At 67.5% G+C, this 24,804-nt stretch carries 19 protein-coding genes and 2 pseudogenes; 9 read left to right on the top strand and 12 right to left on the bottom strand.

Annotated elements, in window-relative coordinates; genetic code table 11:
* Positions 1-22: 22 nt before the first annotated feature.
* Together ACIP93_RS13725 and ACIP93_RS13720 are read right to left on the bottom strand one after the other, a co-directional pair.
* Positions 23-1,354, bottom strand: coding sequence for a tetratricopeptide repeat protein (locus ACIP93_RS13725; protein WP_401758214.1), 1,332 nt, complete (start codon positions 1,352-1,354; stop codon positions 23-25).
* Positions 1,251-2,783 carry an NB-ARC domain-containing protein gene (locus ACIP93_RS13720; RefSeq protein ID WP_401758212.1) on the bottom strand — a complete coding sequence of 511 codons (1,533 nt, stop codon included), beginning with the start codon at positions 2,781-2,783 and terminating at the stop codon, positions 1,251-1,253. Before ACIP93_RS13720 ends, ACIP93_RS13725 begins: the two co-directional genes overlap by 104 nt.
* A gap of 245 nt (positions 2,784-3,028) precedes the next feature.
* On the opposite strand from ACIP93_RS13720, the gene ACIP93_RS13715 reads away from it, so the two are divergent.
* The 3 genes from ACIP93_RS13715 (at position 3,029) to ACIP93_RS13705 (ending at position 4,528) form a co-directional block, all read left to right on the top strand.
* Positions 3,029-3,187, top strand: a complete 159-nt coding sequence (locus ACIP93_RS13715) for a hypothetical protein (RefSeq protein ID WP_401758209.1) — start codon at positions 3,029-3,031, stop codon at positions 3,185-3,187.
* A gap of 301 nt (positions 3,188-3,488) precedes the next feature.
* Complete coding sequence (locus ACIP93_RS13710) at positions 3,489-4,256, top strand: hypothetical protein (RefSeq protein WP_401758207.1); 768 nt, start codon at positions 3,489-3,491, stop codon at positions 4,254-4,256.
* A gap of 35 nt (positions 4,257-4,291) precedes the next feature.
* Positions 4,292-4,528: a helix-turn-helix domain-containing protein gene (locus ACIP93_RS13705; RefSeq protein WP_401758828.1), complete on the top strand. Its 237-nt coding sequence runs from the start codon at positions 4,292-4,294 to the stop codon at positions 4,526-4,528.
* Between the two features lie 1,355 nt (positions 4,529-5,883).
* Here ACIP93_RS13705 and ACIP93_RS13700 read toward each other — a convergent pair.
* From ACIP93_RS13700 to ACIP93_RS13690, 3 genes and pseudogenes are all read right to left on the bottom strand, one after another.
* Positions 5,884-6,292 (bottom strand): annotated as a pseudogene (locus ACIP93_RS13700) (type II toxin-antitoxin system death-on-curing family toxin).
* Entirely contained in the window at positions 6,289-6,483 is a 195-nt protein-coding gene (locus ACIP93_RS13695; protein ID WP_401758204.1) for a ribbon-helix-helix protein, CopG family, read from the bottom strand. Before ACIP93_RS13695 ends, ACIP93_RS13700 begins: the two are co-directional and overlap by 4 nt.
* A gap of 710 nt (positions 6,484-7,193) precedes the next feature.
* The gene (locus ACIP93_RS13690; protein ID WP_401758201.1) at positions 7,194-8,303 is read right to left on the bottom strand and encodes a tyrosine-type recombinase/integrase; all 1,110 of its coding nucleotides are present in this window, start codon (positions 8,301-8,303) and stop codon (positions 7,194-7,196) included.
* Between the two features lie 614 nt (positions 8,304-8,917).
* Here ACIP93_RS13690 and ACIP93_RS13685 point away from each other — a divergent pair.
* Complete coding sequence (locus ACIP93_RS13685) at positions 8,918-9,697, top strand: hypothetical protein (RefSeq protein ID WP_401758198.1); 780 nt, start codon at positions 8,918-8,920, stop codon at positions 9,695-9,697.
* The gene (locus tag ACIP93_RS13680) at positions 9,694-11,013 is read left to right on the top strand and encodes a 7-cyano-7-deazaguanine synthase (RefSeq protein ID WP_401758195.1); all 1,320 of its coding nucleotides are present in this window, start codon (positions 9,694-9,696) and stop codon (positions 11,011-11,013) included. Before ACIP93_RS13685 ends, ACIP93_RS13680 begins: the two co-directional genes overlap by 4 nt.
* A 569-nt stretch (positions 11,014-11,582) precedes the next feature.
* On the opposite strand, the gene ACIP93_RS13675 is transcribed toward ACIP93_RS13680, so the two are convergent.
* From ACIP93_RS13675 to ACIP93_RS13660, 4 genes are all read right to left on the bottom strand, one after another.
* Entirely contained in the window at positions 11,583-12,473 is an 891-nt protein-coding gene (locus ACIP93_RS13675; RefSeq protein WP_401758192.1) for a hypothetical protein, read from the bottom strand.
* Positions 12,463-13,599: a hypothetical protein gene (locus tag ACIP93_RS13670; RefSeq protein WP_401758189.1), complete on the bottom strand. Its 1,137-nt coding sequence runs from the start codon at positions 13,597-13,599 to the stop codon at positions 12,463-12,465. The genes ACIP93_RS13675 and ACIP93_RS13670 overlap by 11 nt, the downstream gene beginning before the upstream one ends.
* A gap of 176 nt (positions 13,600-13,775) precedes the next feature.
* A complete protein-coding gene (locus ACIP93_RS13665) occupies positions 13,776-14,603 on the bottom strand; it encodes a hypothetical protein (protein WP_401758185.1) in 828 nt (275 codons plus the stop codon).
* Between the two features lie 17 nt (positions 14,604-14,620).
* Complete coding sequence (locus ACIP93_RS13660; protein WP_401758182.1) at positions 14,621-15,130, bottom strand: hypothetical protein; 510 nt, start codon at positions 15,128-15,130, stop codon at positions 14,621-14,623.
* 43 nt (positions 15,131-15,173) lie between these two features.
* Here ACIP93_RS13660 and brxD point away from each other — a divergent pair.
* Together brxD and ACIP93_RS13650 are read left to right on the top strand one after the other, a co-directional pair.
* Positions 15,174-16,187, top strand: a pseudogene (gene brxD / locus ACIP93_RS13655) (BREX system ATP-binding protein BrxD); the annotation flags it as partial.
* Complete coding sequence (locus tag ACIP93_RS13650) at positions 16,187-18,328, top strand: DEAD/DEAH box helicase (RefSeq protein ID WP_401758179.1); 2,142 nt, start codon at positions 16,187-16,189, stop codon at positions 18,326-18,328. The pseudogene brxD and the gene ACIP93_RS13650, both read left to right, overlap by 1 nt.
* 425 nt (positions 18,329-18,753) lie before the next feature.
* Here ACIP93_RS13650 and ACIP93_RS13645 read toward each other — a convergent pair whose 3' ends face one another.
* Both ACIP93_RS13645 and ACIP93_RS13640 read right to left on the bottom strand, forming a co-directional pair.
* Positions 18,754-20,121, bottom strand: coding sequence for a class I SAM-dependent RNA methyltransferase (locus ACIP93_RS13645; protein WP_401758176.1), 1,368 nt, complete (start codon positions 20,119-20,121; stop codon positions 18,754-18,756).
* Positions 20,122-20,255: 134 nt separating this feature from the next.
* Complete coding sequence (locus ACIP93_RS13640; protein WP_401758173.1) at positions 20,256-22,298, bottom strand: APC family permease; 2,043 nt, start codon at positions 22,296-22,298, stop codon at positions 20,256-20,258.
* A 230-nt stretch (positions 22,299-22,528) separates the two neighbouring features.
* On the opposite strand from ACIP93_RS13640, the gene ACIP93_RS13635 reads away from it, so the two are divergent.
* Entirely contained in the window at positions 22,529-23,194 is a 666-nt protein-coding gene (locus tag ACIP93_RS13635; RefSeq protein ID WP_401758170.1) for a potassium channel family protein, read from the top strand.
* Entirely contained in the window at positions 23,194-23,874 is a 681-nt protein-coding gene (locus tag ACIP93_RS13630) for a TrkA family potassium uptake protein (RefSeq protein WP_345217497.1), read from the top strand. Before ACIP93_RS13635 ends, ACIP93_RS13630 begins: the two co-directional genes overlap by 1 nt.
* A 146-nt stretch (positions 23,875-24,020) precedes the next feature.
* On the opposite strand, the gene ACIP93_RS13625 is transcribed toward ACIP93_RS13630, so the two are convergent.
* Complete coding sequence (locus tag ACIP93_RS13625; protein WP_345219020.1) at positions 24,021-24,743, bottom strand: DUF3159 domain-containing protein; 723 nt, start codon at positions 24,741-24,743, stop codon at positions 24,021-24,023.
* Between the last annotated feature and the right edge of the window lie 61 nt (positions 24,744-24,804).

Genomic DNA, 24,804 nt, shown 5'->3' with positions numbered 1-24,804 from the left:
CGACGGCCGCCGGCCGAGCGGGTCACCTCAGCCCTTCCAGCCGCTCCCGGACCTCCCGCACCCCCTTACCGTCCATCAGCTCACGCAGCACGATGACTCTCTCCAACTCCCGCACCGCCGCGTCGGTGTCGCCGGCGGACACCAGGACATCAGCGAACAGCATCCGTACCTTCTCCTCGTTGGGCCGGTTCTCCTGTTCGCGGTAGATGTCGGAGGCCTGCCGGTACAGGGTGATGGCCTCATCCCGTTCGGTACGGGCCAGGTGCACCTTGGCCAGGGTGAACAACACATCGGCCAGGCCGCTGCGCTCCGTCGTGCGCTCCACCACGCCCAAGGCGTCGGCGCACCGACGGAGCGCCCGCTCGTGCTCACCCCGGTCGAGGTGGATCGCGCCAAGGACGTTCAGAACAGCCGCTTCCCCGACCCGGTCGGACACCTCCCGGCACAATTCCAGTGCACGGCCGAGCACTTCGTCCGCTCCCGTCAGGTCGTCCTGCTTGCGCAGGGTGAGCCCGAGCCGGTGCAGCGTATGGGCCAGACTCAGTCGGCCTTCCGCGCTGCGGTCCTCCTCGCTGAGCCGGACGGCTCGGCGCAGGGCGCCCACCGCCAAGTCGTACTCACCGAGCCGCCAGTGGGTTCCTGCCAGCGACCGGTGGACCATGGCACGATCGACCGGACCGGCGACGGTTTCCGCCGCCTCGGCGGCGTACCGGAGGTTCTGCCGCGCATCATCGAGCAGGCGGCGGCGCCACTGGTAGATGACCAGGGCCATCGGAAGCAGCCATACGTACCGGTCGATATGCCATTTGATCGCCAAGTGAATGCCTCGCTGGACGGTGGCGTACTCCTCGTCCAGGAATGTCATCGCCTCCGCGAGGTCCGCGGGGTCGGTGATCCTGACCGCTCCGGGCTCGCCGGTGGGCAGGGTGCGTTCGCGGTCGAGCACCCGGTCGCAGGCGCGGACGTTGTGCATCTGGTGTTCCAGCACCTGTCGTACGGTCGCCCGCTCGGTCTCCGCGCTGTCTCCGTCCGGCACCGGTCGCACATGCCGAAGGGCGAAGGCCCGCACGAGGTCGTGCAGCCCGTAGCGGTCGCCGTGATGTTCCACCAGGTTCGCCGCCACGAGGTCCACCAGGGCCCGGTCGGTACGCGTCCCTTCGTCCACTGCCCGTCCCAGATCCATCACCGCCTCCCAGGAAGCGCTGGGCCCGGGGTGGACGGCGAGCTGCCACAGCAGCAGCCGGGCTTCCTCATTCAGCACGCGCACAGAGCAGTTGAGCGCGGCGCGGACCGACAGCTCGTGCTCGGGCAGGTCCAGGGTGTCCAGCTTCGCCCGCTCCAACTCCTTCTCCATCTCCCGCACCAGGGCAGGGAGGGTGTGCAGCGGACGCGCACCGAGCTCCAAGAGCCGGGCCACCACCACGAGGGCCAACGGGCAGCCGACCACAGAGGTGAACCAGCTTGCTGAAGGGCACGGCGTGCTTGGCCCGGTCCTCGGCCGACACTTTCTCCTGTAGTACCTCCAAGGCGTCCGCCTCGTGCAGCGGCTCCATCTTGCGGAACAGCACTTTCCTCTCGGACTGCAGCCGCAAGAGGTCGTTACGACTGGTGACGATCACGGCGCAGGTACCGTCTCCGGGAAGCAGCGGCAGCACCTGCTGGGCGCTGAGCGCGTCGTCGAGGACGATGAGCACCGATCGGTGGGCCAGCGCCGACCGCAGCGCGTTGCTCTTGCTCTCCGTTCCGGTCACCGTGGTGTAGGGCGGCAGCGCGGCCAGAAAGCCGTCCAGGATCTCGTCCGGTTCGGTGGGCCGCACGTCTCCGTCGGCGAATCCGTTCAGTTCGCCGTACAGCACACCGTCGGGAAACCGCTCCCGCAGCCGACCGGCGAGGTTCTCGGCCACCGTGGTCTTCCCGACACCCGCCATGCCGCTGATCAGGACCAGCGCCAGATCGCCGGCGTCCTGTTCCTCGCACACGGCCTCGCAGAGGTCACCGATCAGCTCGTCCTGCCCGATCGGCTTGCGCCTGCCGCCGGGCAACTGGTCGGGAACGGGAGGCAGGAGCGCCCCGCCCGGCCGGCGGCCCTCTCCCCGGACCTGATCGATGGCGCTCTGTACATCGACATCCGCTTTTCCGTTGCGCTTCTCCCACTTCTCGATGAGCCGCTCACGTTGGGACTCCGGCAGGTCTGCGTGGGCGAGCAAGTAGAACCGGAAGATCTGGGGCAATTTCGGCGCGCGCTCGAACCATTTCTCCGTCTCCTCGCGCAGCCACTTGACCTCCCTGGACCTGTAGGCTGCGTCCAGCCGCGCGTACACGGCGGCCATCAACTCGGCCCGTAGCTCTTCCCGACGCAAGTGGAAGCCGGCCTCGGACAGTCCGTGCAACGGTTCGTCCTCGCCGTCCCACTCCTCCAAGGCCACGCCGAGCAGTTCGAACTGCGCTTTGCAGGTCTGTCCCTCAGCCTGCTTCACCTTTTCGCGAAAACGGAGCAGGTCGACATCTCCCACCGGCACGCGGAGCGTGCAGTAACCCGACTTGCCGCTATGGGGCACGGACTCCTGGCCCAGCCGCTTCCGCAGGTCGGCGACGACGCGGTTAACCAGACCATCGACGTCCTCGACGCCCTCCCAGAGGACTTCGGCTATGTCCTTCCTCTTACATCGGCAGTCTGGCGAGGTCACCAGGAGCGCGAACAGGGCTGCCACCTTCGACCCTTCGACCACCCTCCTGCCGCCGTCCCCTTCGGCTCGCACCGGGCCCAGCACGTACCCCTCCATCGCCCTCCCCCTCACCACGCCGCAGTCAGTGATCCGGCCCCTCGTCGGCGCTCCTTCATCTGTGCGCCGCACTCTGCCGCTTCACACGCGCTTGCTTCTTCACGCCCCCCGGGGACTCAGTTATCCCTCAGTTTTCGCTCTGCGGCCCCGCTTCACCCCCGGGCACGATGGCACCAGCCGCTCGCAGAAGCACGAAACGGCGGCTTAGTCATCCATCGACTCATCCGAGAGGAACCGCGAACCCGATGAACAACCGTCAGCGCAACCGCCGGGCAGCCCGTCTGCGCCAGTCCCCCGACTGGCCGCCGAGCCGCCGCCGGCGGGCGGCCGTCCGGACCGAGGACACCACCCCGGCGACCCCGCCCACCGAGGCGCCGGACACCTCGTCCTCCGAGACCGCCTGAGCGCAACAGTTCGTGGGTGCCCGTTCTGTACGGGCACCCACCAGCCTCACGAACTTCGTCACCGGCGAGGTCGCGGCCTGGCTGCCGCGCTTACATGCTCGTGGTCAAAGGCGGCGTTACCTGGTCGAGAAGACCACTACCGCATGCTCACGCATCAAAGTGAGGCTGGTGGGACTCATCTCCGCTTGACGCAGATATGAGGCGGTACGTCTCCACCACAGGACCCACCTCGTCCAGCATCTCGGTATCTCCAGCACCTCCGGACTCAGGTTTCTGCAGTCCGAAGAGATGACATTTCCTGATGTATACACCGCCCAGCAGCGTGTTCGCCTCGGTGAGGCGGCACTTCAACGATCCCCGGACCAGTGATGCGGTCTTCGTGCTCGTCCCCACGGACACCGATGAGGCTGATCCGGTCCGGTTGACCGCCGCCGAGACGCACGAAGCCTTGTACGGCCCCAGCTCCGACCCGCAGTTCGCCACCGCGGTCTGGAAGGAGGTCATCCGCACGGCGCAGAGCGACCTGACTCCAGACAGCACGGGGAAACTCCTGGCGATCTGGCTGGCCCTGCCCCGGTTGGCCGGGACGGTCCACCGGGTCTGCACGCGCCTGCGGGCCGACCGGTCGGACGTGGAGGCCGAGATGGTCCTGGCTCTCCTGGAGAAGTTGGCGGATCGGGACGGCGCGAGCTGCCTCACCGACTCCTCCCTGCTGCACGCGGCGCGCGCCAGGGCGTGGCATCTCGCCCGGGAAGGGCTGCGGGAGCTTCCCTCCACCCAGATCGAACGCATCACTGAGGAGCACGCTCTCACTGCGTCCGGCGAGGAGGCGGACGCTCCGGCGACGGAGAGCCTGGACGTACGAGTCGACCGTCCGGACGGCCCGGACGGGCTGTGTGCACCGCTGCGTTTTCGGGTGCGCCCGGAGCATCTGCGCCGACAGGGAATCTTCATTGACACCGACGACGGGTCGCAGGACCGTTCGGCGGGTCACAGTCCCAGGAAGAGGCGACGGCCCGGGCGCCGCCCGGACACCCGGCCGGTCCGCCCTGCGGGGAGGCGAGGGTGAAGGACCCGGCAGAGGGCCGCCTCAGTTTCACGGAGATGTTCGACCTGCCCGTCGCAGTGGACCTGCGCACGGCGGCCCGAGCGCTCGGAATCGGCTCAACGACCGCGTACCGGCTGATTCGCGAGCACGAGTTCCCCTGCCCCGTCCTCCGCATCGGACGTAGGTACAGGATTCCGACCAACGAGCTGATGCGCGCCCTGGGGATCGAGGACCGCCCGCTGTACAGCGTGGACCCGGAAGAGGACACGGACGATCCGAACGTCGGCTTCTGACAGTAATCACCGTGCGGCTCCGTGGCACCGACCACGGAGCCGCACGGCCCTGCCTCCTACGACGGGCCGTTCGCCGCCGACGTGCGCCGCACGGTTCTCCACGGCTGCTCGGCAATCGGGGAAACGAAGGGATACCCTCCTTCTCCGCCAAGCGGTTCGGCGGCCGACAGCCCGCGCGCGTCGGCCAGTTCGTGAACCCGCCGGCGATCACCGACCCGAGCTACGGCAAGCACGTCCGTCAGTCCCGAACCTGCCGGCAAGCCGTCGACGCACGCTTCGGCGCCTGCGTCATAATGGCCGCGCCCAGCCGGGGGGGCGGATCTGAACGGCCCGGCGACCCAGCCCTACGCACCGCTCGCCACGACCGCCCTTGAGGGGATGACCCCGAAGGTCCTCGTCGTCGTGGGCACGAAGGACTGGCACCTACCCAATCTTCTCCGACCGGCAGGACTGGAGGGAAGTGACGTCTACACGGCGTCTCCCACACCGAAGACCAGGGTTGGACAACTTCGACGACGCGGAGCACGGAGTGGGCGGCATCCCGGCCTTCGACGCTGCCGCGGCCACCGACGAGAACCCCGACCGCGTCACCGTCACACGAGCCCTCGCCCGGGCGCACCTGCGCGCCCGAGTTGTGCCCGCAGGAATCGAACTGCTACCGGGCCACCGCGGTCCGCGCATCAGCTCCCACTGCTCCCGGTCCCGTTTCGTGAAGCCATCGGACGTGACGTCATGCCCCGGCGCCTTCAGTTCAAGGAAGCGGTGGTGCGCCCCGATTGTCTCCACCGCGTAGTCAGGTCACACCCGGGCCTCGGGCAAGGGGCACTCAGGATGAAGGCCAGGACTCAGCTTCCAGTGCGCCCCGAATGTTTCCACCAGCTTCGCCACCGGCAGGCTGATGGACGCCTCCGTGTCGCTGACCCGCAGACGCTCCCTGCACTCGGATCCAAAGTCCGCCACGAAAGCCCGTATCCATTCCTTCGGCGCCTTGTCTCCCCTCCAAGCTGTGGACGTGGACAGTGGATACCGCAGACACAGCTTGTTGGAGGCGAAAGGCCTGGCTCAGTGCGCACGGAGGGCGCGCGAGGGGCACGGACAACGCGTTCCGTGACCGCTGGAAAAGCAGGAGCGGGTATTAGTTGGGAAGAGACCGCCGTAGCCAACGCGGACTTTGCCTGCCACCCAAACGGGAGGGCGCGTGGGACGCCGTTTTCGCGCCGAGCGGACCCGCTGCCCCATCTCGCGGAAGCAGACGAATCCACCCGCTGAACGAACGGGTCAGTCCCCCGGCGGACTGCCAGAAGCCAGCACCGCTCCCAGAACCTCATTCCGCCCCGTGCCCACGACGTCTAACGTCAGGAAACGGGGAACCAGGCCGACAGACGCTTGGCAATAGCCGGTACATCGACGTTGTCCTGCGCGACTTCCTCGACGAACGAGCCGGCCACGGACACAGGTGGCGGGACGGTACTGGCGCTGACGCCGTTGAACCGCAGGAAGACACGCATCGCGAGCCAGGCGGTGCGCTTGTTGGCGTCGATCAGCGCATGGTTGCGGGCGACCGAGTGCAGCAGTGCAGCAGTGCAGCAGTGCCGCCGTCTTCTCGTACAGCGTGGGATACAGCTCGGCCCCGAACACGTTCGTCCGGGGCCGCTCGATCGCCGACACCACAAGGCCCATGTCACGCACACTGTGCTCGGTACCGTTGACCGTGCGGGCGACAACCAGAATCTCGTCGACCTGCGAATAGCGCAGGTCCGTCACTTCAGGTAGTCCAAGATCTCCGCCTCGCTGTTCATCAGCTCGGCGAGCACATCATCGACCTTCAGCTCGGCCCGGTCCTGAGCGTCACGGATGGCCTCAATGGCAAGTTCCTGCTTGCTGCGGCCCTCCCGACGAGCCCGCTCGGTGAGCTTCGCGTCAAGGTCGTCGGGGAGCCGAAGCGTCATCGCCATGCAGGAATGAAACCGGACTGGCATCTGAGCGGCAAGGTGATACCAGCCACTCGAGACCTCGGACCACGACGCCGTCTTTCGTGGCCCGGTCGGGTCGCGGTCTCGGGTCCGAGGTGCGTGCGACGAGGTAGCAGCACGCGCTGCCGCTGGTGAGGTGCAGTCGGCACCCCGAACCGGAACCCTTGCTCCGCGCCGACAGCCCCGGTCTGCGGCCCACGGCCGGAGAAGTCTGAGGTTGAGGTTTCCGATATCCGAGCGTCAAAAATTCTGCATTGCGCATCGCCATATCGCCGCGAGGCCCACGTCGGCCCTTGGACCTGCAGCTCAGGGCGTTCTGCACAAGCGGACCTCAGTCGACGCAGTCCGCGAGCGAAAACAGGTCGAGCTGACTACCTGAAATGCAAAATGTCAGCTCAGCGCCCCTTCTCGGCAGGCTCCAGAATCGCCACGCACTCCACGTGATGCGTCATCGGAAGCATGTGCGATTTCATGTCGGTGAAGAAACCGCAGGTCAGGAGGTTCCTCTGGCCTTTGAGCGGTGGATTTTCGGGGCGTGAGCGTCAAATGAGCGTCACGCATAGCCTCTTCGGCGGTTGCTCGACGGCCAAGGCCGTTGGTGGGTGCCGAACGCCAGTATCACGGCCGCGGAGCGCTGTGACCGCGGCCAGTACGTCACACCCCCAGCCATGGCGAGGCGGCCGGCGTCTCCGTTACACAGCAACGACCAAGGGGGTCTCCAGTCGCTGCCAGGCGTCGAGGACGGCTTTGTGCGCGTCCGGCTGAAGGTGTGCGTAGCGCTGTGTGGTCTGGAAGCTCTCGTGGCCCAGGAGGTGCTGAACCTCGTAGAGCAACACCCCTTTCTGCACAAGCCACGAAGCACACGTGTGACGCATGGAGTGCGGCGGGTAGTGCGGAACGAGTAGTTGCCGTCCGTCCATGTCTTCGAAGGTGGCACTGCCGACGGCCGGCCACCAGGTGTGGGTTCGCCAGTTGCCGCCGTCGAGACGACGCCCAGCACGTCCTTTGGTCAGAGTGGTGAAGACCAGCTCACCCGGGTCGAGCAGGTGAATGTGGCGCTCCAGCGCCTCCAGACCGTTCGGCGGGAGCGGAACCTCCCGACGGCTCTTGCAACTCTTCGGGTACGCCTTGATGCCGCTCTTGGTGTTGACCTCCACCACGAACAGGCGGGAGCGGCGCAGGTCGATCCGATGTCGGTGCAGCCCTGAAAGCTCGCCCCACCGAAGACCCGTATAGAAGCCGATCAGACACATGGCCCGCCAGGCGAGGGGGAGCTCGTCAAGGATGCTCTGCGCCTGATCGAGCGTGAACCACTGCGGCGGCTTGGCCGCGATCTCCGGCAGGCTGATGTTGCGGCACGGGCTCACCGCAATCACCTCTTCGTTGACGGCCGAGCACATGATCGACAACGTCAGACTGTAGGCCCGCCTGATGGTTGCGGCTCCTGCATCCTTCTCAATCAAGGCCCGGACCCAGCTCTGAATGCCCATGCGGGTGATGGCCCGCATCTCCCAGTCCGCCCAGTAGGGCAAGACATGGTTTCTAATGCTGCCCGCATTGCCCCGCAGGGTGTCCGGCTCGGCAACACGTGCGCCCCACCACCGCTCATGCCACGCAGAGAAGGGCATCGCGCCGGACCGCGGATCCCGCACACCTCCGCGAGTGAAACCGGTCTCCACCTCCAGGCCCCAGGCTCGCGCCTGCGCCTTGAGGGGGAACGATTCACTGAATCGCTCCCCCTTCCGGTTCCGGACGGTCGCCTGCCACTTGCCAGACGCCAGCTTGCGCAGATACAGATCCACTCCCACCTTCGAGCGCTACGAAGCAGGCGCATCCTCCGGGAACCCATCCGGACAAGGCTTCGGCACAGCGGCATCATTCCCACCCGCCCCACAGGGCAAGCCAGTTCAGATATCACCCGACCATGTGGTATTCAGGTGTTCCGCATTGATCGCGGGCACATCACGCGTTCCGCCGTATGCCAGCGCCGGATGTCACTGACGCACTGAGTGCCTACAGGTGGCCATGTTGTCGAGGCAGACGGCGCACCACAGCTCTTGTCGACATCTCGCACAGCCTCGGCGTGAGGCTTCGACCGACGTGAGCGCCTTCCGGACGATGGCTGATCCATGCCCTGGCTGCGAGCACCAACGGCTGCTGCACTGGAAGACACGAGTCAGCAGTAGGCCGATTCGGGGGAGGCGGCAGGATGGGTACGTCTACGCGTTGGAAAGGTCCACGCTGGCCCGGGGTAACCACAAAGCTCTCCCGCTGGGATCCCGACCAATCTGACCCGGTGGTCATGGCTGCGTCCGCGATCGGTGCTCTGCAGAACGCCTGCCGTGCGGATAGGGACGCGTTTGGGCTGCGGGAGGCAGCCACCGCCGCCGGGCTGCGTCTCACCGACACTCTGCGAGTGCTTGCGGAGGACGGACCCGTCGGCCTGCACCGGCGTCCGCCGGAAGCGCGGGTCGGCAAGCAGCCCCAAGACAGAGGTCAGGTCTCGTACGAAGATGGAATCTCGAGCCGGAATGAGGCCCCGGCAGATCGCTGGGAGGGTACGGAGGGGCCTCAGTGGCCCGATCCTGCCGATGCCTTCGTAGGGGAGTTCACCGAACGGGTCGCGGGCGACGGCACTACCGTGGTGGATGCGGCCCTGCGCCGCGCGGCCGTGGCCTCGGCCCGGCGGATCCTCGAACAGCCCGGAATGCGCGAGGCGCTGGGCGCCCCCTCCGGTCCCTACTCGACTGTGCCGGGTGGCAGCGGACTGACGGGCGACCTACTTTGCCTCCTCTACCGGTGGTTCTTCGCCGACCTGGTCTCGGAATTCCTGCGCGCGGTGATCGCCGAACAGATCGACCTGATGGTTCCGGGCCTGTCGTCTGTTGCGCCTGAGGGAGGGATACCGGACAAGGTCACCGACCTGGTCCTCTCTCTCGTCCCCAATCCCTGTGAGGAAGCCACTGAAACCGGTGTAGAGGAAGGGCCAGCTGGCCTGGTGCCGAGCGGCGAACTGTCGCCCGGAGGGACCACCGGGGCCACCGGCGATCCTCCTGTCATCGCTCCACCCCTGCTCGCAGTGGCCCGGCTCCTCGTTCCCGACACCGTAGGCAAGGTTCTCGGTCTGGCCTCCGCCACATCCAGTACCGACGAGACTGCCGCCGCCACCGCGATCGACGAGGAGCCTCCGGTATGACGCTGGCACGACCTCAGCGCTCCTTCTGGTGGCTCGACCCGAGCTACGAGCAGCCACCCGACCCCGCTTGGCACCCGATCGGCACAGCCGGTTTCCAGGAAACCGAAGGAAGGATCACCGGCCATCACTCCCTACGCGGACCAGCCCCTGCCTGGGCTGACGACCTGCTGCGACTGTCCCGAGCCGTCTTCCTGGCGGACAAACTGGCATCCCGCGAGGCGACGGAGGACCGCTGGACCCGCCGGTTACGCCTCTCGGTGCCCGTCTCAGACCCAGATCGCTGGGCTGCGGCAACAGACGGGCCGTTGTCGCCCCTGCTGCGCACCCTGACCGGTGACCTGTGGGAGATCTCTCTGCGCCCGCTGCGCTCCGCGCCTCGACAGGAGCCCTTCCCAGTGGACGAAGAGTGGTGCGCCCGAGAGGTCGCCCTCTTCTCCGGCGGTCTGGACTCCCTCAGCTGGGCCGCTCGGCGCGCGGCTCAAACCGGTGCCGACGACGGCGTTCTCCTGCTTGTGTCGTTCTCGGAGAAGAAGGTTGAGCACGTACTGAGAAACGTGTCCGCAGGCGTCGAGGCTCTCGCCCGACAGTCAGGGCGTGAACTGCGCCGGCTAACCCTCGCCCAGACCAATAGCAGCGTGCACGGGAAAGTGGCCGAGCGTTCCTCCCGCCCCCGGGGCCTGCTCTACGCGGCCACCGCCGTCCGGGCAGCAGCCGCAAACCGAGTTGACGCGGTCCAGGTTCCGGAGAACGGCCAGCTTGCCCTCAACCCACCCCTGAGCGCCGCCCGTTCCGCCGCTCTCTCCACCAGGTCGGTGCACCCGCGTACCCTGTACCTGCTCAATGAAGTCATCCGTACGGTCGGCGGCTCCGTCACAGTTGAGAACCCCCTCGCGCACCTCACCAAGGGCGAAGTGTGCCGCGCGGCTGTCCGCGCGGGGCTCCCCCTGACCGTCATGGCACAGAGCATGAGCTGCGGAGCTCCACCCCGTCAGCGCCGACCGGTGCCGTACGTCAACTGCGGCGTTTGCTTCCCCTGTCTGGTCCGCCGCTCAGGGCTGCTGGCCGGCACCGGCACCGACCCCACCCCGTACGAAACAACCCCCCGGCACCCTGGGCTCAGCTCCGAACGCTCCGAGCACTGGCACGCCCTCCGTAACTGGTTGGGCCGCGACTACACCGTCTTCGACCTGATCAGCGACGTGCCGCTACCGCCGGGCATATCGGCAGGCCACTGGCTCCAGGTCATCGAAAGCGGCCGGGAAGAGCTGCGTGCGATGGTCCGGTGGGTGGAGTACGAGTCGTCTGGGGCTCTATGAGCGGCTTACACCCAAACGGTCACCGATCGTCCCCGCGTCCGGTTTGCTGACACCGACTCTTCGCGAGCTCTCGTACGAGAACGAACCCATGCCCCGTTGTCGCAGGCTCCGGTGGAGGCAGTGCCATTCCGGGCACCGGCGGCAGGTGTTCTCCGCACGGGCCAGTGACCTGCACACAAATGGCGTATAGGCGGACTCGAAGTCCGATCCAGAAGTCGCAGATGAGCGTATCTGGCTGCCTGGTAGGGCAAGGAACCGCCGTTTGATATTCCGTGGCGATGCAAGACGGCAGTACGCCTCCGGACCCGTCATAACTGCGTCCCCCGTCCGAGATGCTCTGGAGATCATGTTCACCGGGCACGAGAGGTACTGCCGGAAACGCTGATGAGAAGTAGCGCTGATGAGAAGTTTGGCCACCGTCCGGTCCGGCGCGATACCAACCAGCTAACGGAAGGTAGGTCTGCGTAGCGCGGATGCGCGAGAAAGATTCCGGTACTCAGCAGGCCAGTACCAGTGCGAAGGAGTTGAGTGCACGATTACGTTGCTGACATCGGCCCAGGCTCGTATTGTCAACGATCGATGTAGAGGAATCGCAAATAGGATCCGAGCGACAACCCGCGCTGTTGAAGCCTGGCCGCGTCATCTGCGTCGCTCAACGCCGCGTGGAGCACACTGTTCTGCTGGAGCGCCGTCGCGCGCCGACCGAACTCCTGACGCTGCTGCCGGGCTCGATCACCTGCAAGGGAGTTCTCGCGGTTGAGCCGGCCCAGCCCCTCCTCCCTCTGCTTCCGCGCCTTCACACGCAGCGCCTCTGTCTCCGTCTCCACGCCCTTGCGCCAATCAACGAGCTGAGCCCTGCGGCGGGCGATGTCCTCCTCGATCGGCTGACGCTCCGATTTACCGAGGGAGGTCGGTTGCCGTGCTTCCACGGAAGCAACCACACGCTTTCGCCAGATATCAAGAGCAATTGCCTTGGCTTCGCCGATGCCGTTGACGTCGACGACACGACCGCTACTCAGCACGAGGACCGCACCCGTGCTGTTGTAGTGCGTGTTCTGCACGGGTCGGTAGCCCTTGAAGTCCGCCGCGGTCCGGATACCCACCGCCGCCAGACGCGCGGCGAGCTTCGGCCCGATGCCCGGAGGCGGAGACTGAGCGATCAGCTGTCGGCCGAGCTGGTCCCGCACATACGTTGCCTGTTTGTTGGCGAGCGCCTGGGCCAGGCCCTCTCGAAGCGCTTCCGCAAGGCCGTCAATCTGCCTGTCGATGTCGCGCTCCTTGCGGACCTTGCGCTTTTCGGCTTCCTTGAGGTCGGCGTGGTAGTTCGCGGTGAGTTTGTCCTGGGCCTTGGGCAGAGCAGAGGCCCGCTTGGCTTCCGCCGCGTCGAACTTCGCCCGCTCCTTGTGCAGTTTCTCCGCTGCTTTGACCGGGTCATCTAGCCGCGCAAGTTCATCTGCCAACTTGCTCAGCGTGGCCCGTAGCTGTGTCCTCTCGACACGGCGGCTCCGGGCAAACAAGGCGAACGCCACGGCAACGAACCCAGGTACCCCCGCTTCGACCGGCGACACCGAAAATCCCGCGACGCACATGACGACGGTCGCGATCATCATGAGAGGACAGAGGACAGAGGACGGCCGCGGCAACATCCAGCAGCGTCCGGGTGTGGAATCCGTCCGGAGCAGCCTCTGAGGGTTGGGGAGGCGTCGGCACGACTTCCGGAGAGACGTGTCCAGTCATCATCCAACCCGGCAGTCCGCCTCCAGCAGGGGACGCAGAAGGACTGCCCGTAGCGGTTGGCGCCGAGGTCGTCGTGGTGGCGCGTTGCTTCGGCACGGCCAGAGTGAGTGGAGGCAGGACATCCAACGGTTGGGCAGCCAAGGACCGCAGCTGGTCGGCGAGTCCACTCACCGTCCGATCAGGATGGGTCAGCAGCGTCTGCAGTCTCATCGAGCCACCAGGACTCTTGAAGTCGTCCTCGGTGAGCAGCAGGAACTCTCCGCTCGGCTCGTGAAGGCGACCCCACAGGGCGGGGTCGGAAGCGATCGCTTTGAGCGACAGAAAGATTACCCATGCGGAGAACCGGTCGAGCTCCGCCCCGAAGTCATCGTTCCCCCGCATGGGTGACTGGTAATTGCGGTGTCCCCGTTCGGTGCCACTCATGCCGGCCAGTTCCGGGACGTACATGCCGTCGTAGTCGACCAGACGCAGCGTGTCATCGCTCGCGACGAGCAGATTGCCGTGCTGCAGGTCTCCGTGAGCTATCTCGAGAAGATCGAGATCACGGGTCAGTGCTTCGAATCGGTCAGCCAGACGATCGACAGCCGATGGGCGGGCATGGTTGTCGTCGAGCCACGAGGACAACGTGACGGCTTCAGCCCATTCCATCTTCAGTACCGGATAACGATCCGGCCCCACGCTGATGGCGTCGGCAAGGTACTCGAATCCGAGATTCCACGGCTGCGACAGCTCCCTCGGGTCCAGGCGGGCGAGCCGCGCGCTGATGGCCTGATAGCGGCGTTCCTGGTCCGGGACATTCCGAGTGAAGCACTTGATTGCATACCGTTTGCCGGATTCGACCGAGGTCACCGAGAAGACGCTCGCGAAGGCGCCCGAGATGGCACGAGGTAGTCCGAGTTTGGTGAGCTCCGGCCGTGCACCTACGAGTTCGGGATGCTGGAAGCACAGCTGTGTGTGCTGCAGCGCCTCTGCGTACTCGGCACCGCTCGGAAACTGCCGCTGCGGACCAGTGACCGGACCTGCGTTCATCGCCCCTCGAAATCGATCCGTACGAGCGCCACGTCGTCGTTGCGCAATTGTCCACGGTCCCGCAGTCCGTTCAGCCACTGGTTGAACCCGTCCAGATCCTCGGGACCCGCGAACTCCAGCAGCTGCTTCACAGCGTCTTCCTGGTCTTGAGCGGCCATAAGCCACGCGGCGAGTGCGTCCGTCATCAGCAGCAACCTGTCACCGGGCCCGCACCGGCCTTCGGTGAAGCGCGAGCGGCGGGCCAGCAACGCCACATCGTGGTTACGGCTGCCGAAGAGGTCGGGGGTCGTACCGAACTCCTCGACGGACTCCACCGGAAACGCCTGCGCCAGCCGGTCGTCGCGCAGATGGAACAGACAGCTGTCCCCCAGCGCGGCAGCACGCCATCGCCAGCTCGGTTCTGCCGATCTGGAGTGGGAATCGGCGTCCGGGTTGACGCGTACGGCGAGGAGGGTCGCGTAGGCACCCTCTGCGATCTTGGTGTGCTCGTACCACTTCAACGGGCGGCCTTCCTCATGACGCGCCTGTGTGTACTCTCCGAGCCAGGGCTCCCACTGTGACACTGTCTCCGAGGCGAACTCCTCGAAGGCGGTACCACCTGCCAGCAGGTCCGGCGACGCCAATGCGTGTGCGGCCACGGAACGGGAGAGCAGCCGGGCCCAGTCCTTAACCAGTGCGCTCTCCGTCGCCTCGTCGCAGACGCCCGCGGTGAGTGGCTCCCGAAGCATGTGGTCGTGCGGGCGTGCCGGCAGCACGGTGACGGCGTCTTCGCATTCCGCCTCCGTGCTGCCGTGCTTGGGAGCCACAAGGTGCGTGACGTACACGCATGAGGTGGGAGTCGTCACCGCAGTTCAGTGGCCCGGGTGCCGATGTCCAGGAACTGCACGACCGAGGTGATGTCCGCGTTATAGACGAAGCCTCGAGTGGTCTCGCTGACTCGCTGGCCTTGCGACGCAGCGTACGAGCGCATGTGACTGGGAAGTGGGCTCGACATCGCGAACAGTGTCTGGGCGTAGCTGTCGGGGAGGCCATCGGCCGTGTCGGGGAAGGCTGTGGGGGTCCCGCCCGCGGCCGACACGTGCAGGTTGAACAGCAGGGCCGCTCCGTCGGCGGTGGCGTGCGAGGTGATGGCCTCGGCTGCTGAAGTGGGGTCACCGTCGGTGGACTCGCCGTCCGTCAGGTTGATGACGATGGGCGGGAAGCTGGCCGGGTATCGCTCGGTCCATCCCGCGACGAGGCTCTCGGCGTACTGAAGGGCGCGGTTCATCGGGGTTCCACCATGGGCCAACGGATCCACCCACAGCGGAAAACTCACAGCGGTCTCCACCAGGCCGCCGGCGCCGTCGGACACCTTCTTGCTCCGCTCGTCGACCCGGGCCGGATTGTCCGCGACCTCGCTTTACCGACGCCTCACCGAGCGGCTGTCCACGCCCAGTTTCCCGCCCAGCGCGCTCCGTCCCGTGGTGGACGCCTGGTTCTACGCCCTCGAGGAGGATGCCCTCGCCTCTGGAGCGGACGAGGACAATCTGAGCGGTGCGGTCGAGCAGCTGCTGGCCGCCCGGCTGACCGAAGTGTCCCGGCACGCACCGTCATTCGCCGCGGCGCTGCGGGGATACCGGTCGGCGCTCGCCGAGGGCGACGAGCCGACGGCAGCCGCCGTTCTCTCCTGGCTCAGCGGCCAGCCCCATGTGGCAGCTTCTGCACGCCGGTCCGCCGGGGTTCGCGGCGATCTAGACCACTTCGGAGCCCTCGGCTTCCTGCAGGGGCTGCTCACCGTGCTACGGGACTCGGGGCACCGAGGCCTGTTCGTCGTACTGGACGAAGTGGAGACTCTGCAGCGAGTTCGATCGGATGCCCGTGACAAGGCGCTCAACGCGCTGCGACAGCTGATCGACGAGGTTCACTCCGGACGGTTCCCCGGTCTCTACCTGGTGATCACGGGAACGCCCGCCTTCTTCGACGGTCAGCAGGGCGTCCAGCGCCTGCCCCCGCTCGCGCAGCGCCTCGCGACGGACTTCACTACCGATCTCCGCTTCGACAACCCCCGGGCGGTGCAGCTCCGGCTGTCCGGGTTCACCCTGGAGTCGCTGACCGGGCTCGGAGTGACCATCCGGGATCTGTACGCATCGGGGGCCGACGCACCCGCCCGGATCACCTCGCTGGCCGATGACACGTACATCGCCGACCTCGCCCGCGCGGTGGGCGGAGCTCTCGGCGGCAAGGTCGGCGTTGCACCGCGTCTCTTCCTGAAGAAGCTGGTCGGCGATGTACTGGACCGCATCGACCAGTTCGCTGACTTCGACCCGCGCCTGCATTACCGCCTGACAGTGGGCAGTGGCGAACTCACCGACATCGAGCGAAATCTCGCCGGATCGTCGACGGCCGACGCCGTTGACCTGGAGTTGTGATGGCAGCGGCCGCGGATCCCGTCGACCGGCTCGATCCCGTCATCCTGCATCACGTGGTGAACACGCTCGGCTGGCCCGATCTGCGGCCCTTGCAACGGGCGGCGATCGCCCCGGTGATGGACGGTGAGGACACCGTCCTGCTGGCGCCCACCGCAGGCGGTAAAACGGAAGCAGCCTGTCTGCCCGTCCTGTCAGCCATGGCCGGCCAAGGCTGGAGCGGGACTTCGGTCCTCTATCTATGCCCTCTCAAGGCTCTCCTCAACAACCTGGTGACCCGTGTCGACGGGTACGCCCAGTGGCTTGGCCGAAGTGCAGCCCTGTGGCACGGAGACACCAAGGAATCCCAGCGCCAGCGCATCCGTACCGACAGACCCGACATCCTGCTGACGACACCCGAGTCGCTCGAAGCCATGCTGATCGGCGTGAAAACGGATCACGCACATCTGTTGGGCGAGGTACGCGCGGTCGTCGTCGATGAGGTCCATGCTTTCGCGGGCGACGACCGGGGCTGGCACCTCCTCGCAGTACTCGAACGCCTGCAGCGGATCACAGGGCGGCCGATTCAGCGCATCGGGCTGTCCGCGACCGTCGGGAATCCGCAGGAACTGCTGACCTGGCTCCAGGGAGCAGGAGCCGGCCGACGCCCCGGACGAGTCGTCTCTCCCGGACCCACGAGTGTCGCGACAGGCACCGTGCCGCCCACGGAAAACACCGCACGCCCGCCCGGTGACATCGAACTCGACTACGTGGGCTCGCTCTCCAATGCGGCCAAAGTCATCGCGGCTCTGCACAAGGGCGAGAAGCGGTTGGTCTTCTGCGATTCCCGCCGCCAGGTCGAGGAGCTCGGCGCCGCGCTGCGGGCTCGTGACGTCACGGTCTTCCTGTCGCACGCTTCGCTCTCCGCCGACGAACGGGCGCGCTCCGAGCAGGCATTCGCCGAGGCACGGGACTGCGTCATCGTCGCCACCTCGACCTTGGAACTCGGCATCGACGTCGGCGACCTGGACCGCGTCATCCAGATCGATGCGCCGGGCACCGTCGCATCGTTCCTCCAACGGGTCGGACGCACCGGGCGACGAACGGGCAGCTCGCGCAACTGCCTGTTCCTGACCACGCACAAAGACGCCCTGCTGCAGGCCGCCGGGCTGTTGCTCCTATGGAGCCGCAACTGGGTGGAGCCGGTCGTCCCGCCGCCCGAACCGCGTCACCTCGTAGCCCAACAACTGCTGGCCGTCACCCTGCAGGAACACAAGCTGGGCGACCAGCTCTGGCCCGAGCAGTGGAACGGCCTCGCCCCCTTCGACCGTTCGGCCACTCCCATCCTGCGGCACCTGACGGAGCAAGGCTTCCTGGACACCGACGACGGCATGCTCTTCATGGGTCCCGAGGCCGAGCACCGTTTCGGGCGGCGGCACTTCATCGAGTTGACGGCTTCCTTCACCGCACCGCCCCAGTTCACCGTCCTGTCGGGACGGACCGAGATCGGCAGTATGGACCCCTCCGTGCTCACCGAGGAACGCCCAGGGCCACGAAGGCTGTTGCTGGCCGGACGAAGTTGGCAGGTGACGTTCATCGACTGGAGCCGTAAACGAGCGTTCGTCGAACCGGTCGAAAGCGGCGGAGTCGCCAAGTGGTCGGGGGGTGCGCTCGTTGGCCTGTCGTATCCCCTGACTCGAGCCATGCGGGATGTCCTCCTGGGCGCCGAACCTCCTGTCTCCCTCACCCGGCGGGCAGATGTCTGCCTCCAGGAGTGGCGCGAGGAGGATGCACCCCAACTCGTCCACCCCGACGGAACGCTGGTGGCCCGACAAGGCAAGGACGTCCGCTGGTGGACATGGGCGGGATATCGCGCCAATGCGACGCTGGGCGCGACATTGGCCTCTGTCGCCGATCCGGTTCAACGTCCGTCTGACTGCTACCTCCGTCTACGAGAAGATCTGACCCCGGACGCCTGGAACAGTGCCATCGATGCCGCCAGGTCCGGGCCGGCACTTGTCCTGCCGGATGTCGACCAGCGTGCAGTGCGTGGGCTGAAATTCTCGGCAGCTCTCCCCCCGCGCCTGGCGGTAGCCACGCTCGCAGTGAGGCTCTCTGACTTCGACGGCGCACAGGCCGTCCTGTCGCAAGACGTACGCCCCTAATCCAGCCGGCTGCTCTGAGCGGCTGCGACCGGTAGCCGACGCAGAGCGCGGTGCGCCGAACCCTGCGGTCGAAGAACGGTCGAGCTCCCCTGCCATCGGGTCTGCCCCACGATCCCGAGACATCCGAAGCGAGGCCCGGAAACAGGGCAGGTCGCCCCGTTCCGGATCCGACCCTCAACGTGCGGCGACTGGGGTGCGCTCGCTGTGTGCCTTGCCCCACCCAGACAGGCCATCAGAACGAGCGTCGCTCCAGCGTCAGAACTTCCAGGGCACCCCTTCCGCAGACCAGGCAACAATCTGCCTCCCCACCGGAAAAGCCCAGGCCAGAGCCATAGGGCGAAGCCATCACGTCTCGAACTGTTTCACTTCAAAAATAAGGTCGGTCGACCCGGCCGAGATCTCCGAGATCTCGAAGAAACCGCAGCTCAGACGCCCTTTGTGGCCGGTTCAAGAATTGCCACACACTCTACGTGCGAGGTCATCGGAAACAGATCGAACACCCGCAGCGTCCGCACCTTGTAACCGCCCTCGGCGAAGTACGCCAGGTCGCGGGCCAGGGCGGCCGGGTCGCAGGCGACGTAGGCGATCCTCCTCGCCCCCAGCGTCGAGAGGTGCTTCACCGTCTGCTTGCCGGCGCCCGCGCGGGGCGGGTCCAGGACGATCAGGTCGGTTTCGGTGATGCCCGTGCGCGGGAGGACCGATTCGACCTTGCCCTGTTCGATGCGGACGTTCGGCATCGAGGCGAGGTTGTGGCGGGCGTCCTCCACCGCGCGCTTGCCCGATTCGATGCCCAGGACCGCGCCCTGGTCGCCGACGCGTTCGGCGACCGAGCCCGCGAAGAGGCCCACGCCGCAGTAGAGGTCGAGGGCGGTCTCGCCCTTGCGGGGCATCAGGCCCTGCATGACCGCGCGCATCAGGGTGTCGGCGGCCTGCGGGTGGATCTGCCAGAAGCCGCCCATGCCGACGCGGTAGGTGCGGCCGTCGGCGCGCTCGCGGACGAAGGCGCGGCCGTGGACCTTGTGGACGCTGCCGTCCTTCTCGTGGACGCGGAGCACCGAGACCGGCTTGTCGAGTTCGACGAGGGGGAGGCGGCCGCCGGGGGCGGGGGTGAGGATCACCTGGCGGTCGTTCGAGCCGGTGGCGGCGACGGCCTCGACGGAGGCCATGCCGGGCCACTGCCGCTTCTCGATGCCGAGTTCGGAGACCCCGGCGGAAGCGATCATGCAGTGGTCCACCGGCTGGATGTCGTGGGAGCGGTGCTTGCGCAGGCCGGCCGTTCCCTCGGCGTCGATCGCGTACTGGACGCGGGTGCGCCACTGCGGGACCTCGCCGGCCGGCAGCTTGTCGCCCTCGGCGGGCATGACCGTGCCGTCCCAGCCCGCGTCCTCGGGGGTGAGGCCCGCGAGGCGCAGGAGCTGCTCGGCGACGACGTCGCCCTTCAGGCGGCGCTGGGCGCCCGGCTTGGCGTGCTGCCAGTCGCAGCCGCCGCACTTGCCGGGGCCGGAGAAGGGGCAGGGGGCCTCGATGCGGTCCTTGGACGGGTCGAGGACCGTCACGGCGTCGGCGCGCAGGAAGCGGGCGCCCTCCTCGCCGTCGGTGACGCGGGCGATCACCTTCTCGCCGGGGAGGGTGTGGCGTACGAAGAGGACCTGGCCCTCCGCGGTGCGGGCGATGCAGTGGCCGCCGTGCGCGACGGGGCCGATCTCGACCTCGTACTCCGTACCGACGAGGGAGGCGCGGGGAGTCTGCGTCGGGGCGTCGGCGCCCTTTGATGCCTTGGATTCGGACTGCATGGCGGGGTGGCTCCAGAGGATCAAAGGGGTGGGACGCGGGCCGGTTACGGAAAGCGGCCGGACAACAGCCCACCAGTCTACGTGGGTGCCGTCCGGCCGCACGACCAAGGCGGACCTCAGTACGGGGAGCGGGTTCAGCTCTTGCTGGATTCCCTGGGGCGCCGGTCCACCGGCCCGCGGCGCACCGCGCCCGGCGCGTTCCAGTTCGCCCGCTTCTTGGCGCGCCGCTTGGCCGCCTCGGAGGATTCGAGCTGGTAGGGGACGGAGGTCACCATGACGCCGGGGGTGAAGAGCAGGCGGCCCTTCAGGCGCAGGGCGGACTGGTTGTGGAGCAGGTGCTCGTACCAGTGGCCGACGACGTACTCCGGGATGTAGACGGAGACCACGTCGCGCGGGCTCTCCCGGCGCAGGCCCTTCACGTACTCGATGATCGGGCGCGTGATCTCGCGGTACGGGGAGTCGAGGATCTTGAGCGGGACGTTGATGTTGCGGCGTTCCCACTCCTCGCGCAGGGCCTTCGTCTCCGCCGGATCCACGCTGATGGACAGGGCTTCCAGGCGGTCGCTGCGCATGAGCTTGGCGTAGGCGAGGGCGCGCAGAGTCGGCTTGTGGACCTTGGAGACCAGGACGATGGAGTGGACGCGGGAGGGGCGCAGGCTGTCGTCGGAGGGGCCGTCGGCGGCGGCGATCTCCTCGGCGACCCGGTCGTAGTGCTTGCGGATCGCGGTCATCGTTCCGTAGAAGATCACCATGCCGAGCAGGGCGACCCAGGCGCCGTGGGTGAACTTGGTGGCGAGGACGACGACCAGGACCAGGCCCGTGAAGGACGCGCCGAAGGCGTTGATCGCGCGGGAGCGGATCATGCGGCGGCGCTCGGCGGGCTTGCGCTCCGTCTTCAGGTGGCGGTTCCAGTGCCGGACCATGCCGACCTGGCTCAGCGTGAAGGAGACGAAGACGCCGACGATGTAGAGCTGGATCAGCTTCGTGGAGTCCGCGCCGTAGATCACGACCAGGAGGATCGCCGCGCCCGCGAGGAGCACGATGCCGTTGGAGAACGCGAGGCGGTCGCCGCGGGTGTGGAGCTGGCGGGGCAGCCAGCGGTCCTGGGCGAGGATCGAGCCGAGGAGCGGGAAGCCGTTGTACGCCGTGTTGGCGGCCAGGAAGAGGACCAGCGCGGTGGCGGCGGCCAGCAGGACGAAGAAGAAGGTGCCCTGCCCGAAGACCGCGGCGGCGACCTGGGAGATCACCGGGTTCTGGACGTAGGAGTCGCCGACCGGAACGCCGTCGCGCACCAGGTCCACGGCCGGGTTCTCGGCCATGCGGACGCCGGATTCCATGGCGAGCGCGATGATGCCGCAGAACATGACGACAGCCAGGCCGCCCATCAGGGCGAGCGTGGTAGCGGCGTTCTTCGACTTGGGCTTGCGAAAGGCGGGGACGCCGTTGGAGATCGCCTCGACGCCGGTGAGGGCGGCGCAGCCGGAGGAGAAGGCGCGCAGGAGGAGGAAGACCAGGGCGAAGCCGGCCAGGCCCGGGTGTTCGGGCTTGATCTGGAGGTCGGCGGTGGGGGCGTTCAGGTCGTCGCCGGTGACGGCGCGGTAGGCGCCCCAGGCCAGCATGATGAAGACGCCGACCACGAAGACGTACGTCGGGATCGCGAAGAGCTTCCCGGACTCCTTCATCCCGCGCAGGTTGAGCACGGTCAGCAGGACGATGACCGCGACCGCGCAGAGCACCTTGTGCTCGACGACGAACGGGACGGCCGAGCCGAGGTTCTCGATGCCCGAGGAGATCGACACCGCGACGGTCAGCACGTAGTCGACCAGCAGCGCGCTGGCGACGGTCAGGCCGGCCTTGGGGCCGAGGTTGGTGTTGGCGACCTCGTAGTCGCCGCCGCCGCTCGGGTACGCGTGGACGTTCTGCCGGTAGGAGGCGACGACCGTGAACATCAGGACGACGACCGCGAGTGCGATCCACGGGCTGAAGTGGTACGCCGAGACACCCGCGATGGAGAGCACGAGCAGGACTTCCCCGGGCGCGTAGGCCACGGAGGAGAGGGGGTCTGAGGCGAAGACGGGAAGTGCGATGCGCTTGGGGAGGAGCGTTTCTCCCAGCTTGTCGCTGCGCAGGGCCCGGCCGATCAGGATCCGTTTGGGCACGTCGGTCAGTTTGGACACGTCGAGGATCGTAAGGGGTCGAACGGACGTGGCCCACCCGCCATCGCCGGGCCCCCCGGAATCTCCCAAAGCTCCTTTACCGGACCTTGAACATCGGCGACCCGGCTCTGACCGGGGGTCCCCGCGGCACACCGCGCGTGTGTAGCTTTGGCGGCTGTCTGCGACTCTTGTGAGCCGGACGAAAAACACACGAAACAATTGATGGACTCTTAACGGGCGGAAGGACGGACGTGCACGTCGTCATCATGGGCTGCGGGCGAGTGGGAGCCGCTCTCGCGCAGACTCTGGAGCAGCAGGGGCACACGGTCGCCGTGATCGACCAGGACCCCACGGCCTTCCGCCGTCTGGGTTCCGGGTTCGGCGGCCGCCGGGTCACCGGGGTCGGTTTCGACCAGGACACCCTCCGCGAGGCGGGCATCGAGGACGCCGGCGCGTTCGCGGCCGTCAGCAGCGGCGACAACTCGAACATCATCGCGGCGCGGGTCGCCCGCGAGATGTTCGCCATCGAGAACGTCGCGGCCCGCATCTACGACCCGCGCCGGGCCGAGGTCTACCAGCGGCTGGGCATCCCGACGGTCGCCACGGTCCGGTGGACCGCCGACCAGATGCTGCGCAGGCTGCTGCCCTCGGGCGCGGAGCCGCTGTGGCGGGACCCGAGCGGCGGTGTGCAGCTCGCCGAGGTGCACACCTCCCCCGCCTGGATCGGGCACAAGATCAGCAAGTTGCAGGAGGAGACCGGCGTGCGCGTCGCGTTCCTCACCCGGCTGGGCGAAGCGGTGCTGCCGACTTCCCAGACGGTGTTGCAGGAGGGCGACCTCGTGCACGTGATGATGCGCACGGACGAGATCGAGAAGGTCGAGGCGGCCTGCTCGCTCGGCCCCGAGGAAGGTCACTGATGAGGGTCGCGATTGCCGGGGCCGGCGCGGTGGGGCGTTCCATCGCGGGCGAGCTGCTGGAGAACGGGCACGAGGTGCTGCTCGTCGACAAGGCGCCCACCGCCATCTCGGTGGAGCGGGTGCCGATGGCGGAGTGGCTGCTGGCCGACGCCTGTGAGATCACCTCACTGGACGAGGCGGCGCTCCAGCGCTGCAACGTCGTCATCGCGGCGACCGGCGACGACAAGGTCAACCTGGTCGTCTCCCTGCTCGCCAAGACCGAGTACGGGGTGCCGCGGGTGGTGGCCCGGGTGAACAACCCGAAGAACGAGTGGCTGTTCAACGAGTCCTGGGGCGTGGACGTGGCCGTGTCCACGCCCCGTCTGATGTCGGCCCTGGTCGAGGAGGCGGTGAGCGTCGGCGATCTCGTACGGCTGATGCGCTTCAGCCACGGCGACGCCAACCTGGTCGAGCTGACGCTGCCGCCGGAGTCGGCGCTGGCGGGCACCCAGATCTCCGAGGTGGAGTGGCCGGTGGACACCTCGCTGGTGACGATCATCCGCGGCACGCGGGTGCTCACGCCGACGCCGGAGGAGACCCTGGAGCCGGGTGACGAGCTGCTCTTCGTGGCGGCCCAGGCACGCGAGGAGCAGTTGGAGGACCTGCTCTCGGTGCGCCGGGAGGGCGCGCCGAAGGGCTGAGGGCCGGTCGTACCCGGCGCTCTTCGCGTCCAGGGCGCGACCGAGGGGCCGGGGGCCGGTCCCGTACGTCGCGTTCTCGGCGTACGCCGAAGGGGGCGCCCCGCACCCACCGGTGCGGGGCGCCCCCTTCGGGGTGTCCCGGGGCCTCAGGCCTCGCGGCGCTGGGTCGTGGCGGCCGCCTTCCGGGCCTCCTCGGCCTTCTCCTCGGCCTCCATCTCCGCGAACACGTCGATGGGCGCCGGGGCCTTCGCCAGGAAGATCCAGGTCAGCCAGACCGCCAGCAGGAACGGCGGGATCTTCAGCGCGATGGCCACCCAGCCGAACTTGGTGGTGTCGGCCCACCAGTACAGCGGGAAGAGGATCGCGCACTTGGTGAGCAGGATGACGCCCCAGGCGTAACTGGCCTTGGTGTACGCCTTCTTGCGGCCGGGGTTGCGGGTGCGCCAGGAGAGGTTCTCCTTGAAGACCGGGCCCAGCATCAGGCCGATCAGGGGGAAGCCCGCCGCGGCCGAGATCAGGTACGCCAGCGAGAGGCCCAGCGTGTAGAGCATGCCGGGCAGCATGAAGTCCTTGGCGTTGCCCGTGATCAGCGCGAAGGCGATGCCGAAGGCGACCCCGAAGACGCCGCTGAAGGCGTGCTTCACGGTGTCCTTGCGGACCAGCCGGACGACGACCAGCAGCAGCGAGACCGCGGCGGCCGCGATCGCCGAGACCTGGAGGTTCTTGTTGATCGTGAAGATGGTCACGAACAACAGGCCGGGCAGGACCGTCTCCACCATGCCGCGCACGCCGCCGAAGGCGTCGAAGAGGGCCGCCTCGGTGACGGCCCGGTCCGCGGGCTCCTGCCGGGGCGCGTCCTCGGGGACCACGTACGGCTGTGCGGCGGGGTCGGGATGGCGGGGTGCGGTCGGCTTGTCGAAGGACGTCACC

This window comes from Streptomyces sp. NPDC088745, assembly GCF_044751045.1.
In the GTDB taxonomy this organism is placed as follows: domain Bacteria; phylum Actinomycetota; class Actinomycetes; order Streptomycetales; family Streptomycetaceae; genus Streptomyces; species Streptomyces cremeus.
This window is presented reverse-complemented; position numbering and strand designations above follow the sequence as displayed.

What these genes read in the sequence shown, in the direction of transcription:
- ACIP93_RS13725 (WP_401758214.1), bottom strand. Translation starts at nt 1,354, where the DNA reads ATGGAGAAGGAGTTGGAGCGGGCGAAGCTGGACACCCTGGACCTGCCC.
- ACIP93_RS13720 (WP_401758212.1), bottom strand. Translation starts at nt 2,783, where the DNA reads ATGGAGGGGTACGTGCTGGGCCCGGTGCGAGCCGAAGGGGACGGCGGC.
- ACIP93_RS13715 (WP_401758209.1), top strand. Translation starts at nt 3,029, where the DNA reads ATGAACAACCGTCAGCGCAACCGCCGGGCAGCCCGTCTGCGCCAGTCC.
- ACIP93_RS13710 (WP_401758207.1), top strand. Translation starts at nt 3,489, where the DNA reads ATGTATACACCGCCCAGCAGCGTGTTCGCCTCGGTGAGGCGGCACTTC.
- ACIP93_RS13705 (WP_401758828.1), top strand. Translation starts at nt 4,292, where the DNA reads ATGTTCGACCTGCCCGTCGCAGTGGACCTGCGCACGGCGGCCCGAGCG.
- ACIP93_RS13695 (WP_401758204.1), bottom strand. Translation starts at nt 6,483, where the DNA reads ATGGCGATGACGCTTCGGCTCCCCGACGACCTTGACGCGAAGCTCACC.
- ACIP93_RS13680 (WP_401758195.1), top strand. Translation starts at nt 9,694, where the DNA reads ATGACGCTGGCACGACCTCAGCGCTCCTTCTGGTGGCTCGACCCGAGC.
- ACIP93_RS13650 (WP_401758179.1), top strand. Translation starts at nt 16,187, where the DNA reads ATGGCAGCGGCCGCGGATCCCGTCGACCGGCTCGATCCCGTCATCCTG.
- ACIP93_RS13645 (WP_401758176.1), bottom strand. Translation starts at nt 20,121, where the DNA reads ATGCAGTCCGAATCCAAGGCATCAAAGGGCGCCGACGCCCCGACGCAG.
- ACIP93_RS13630 (WP_345217497.1), top strand. Translation starts at nt 23,194, where the DNA reads ATGAGGGTCGCGATTGCCGGGGCCGGCGCGGTGGGGCGTTCCATCGCG.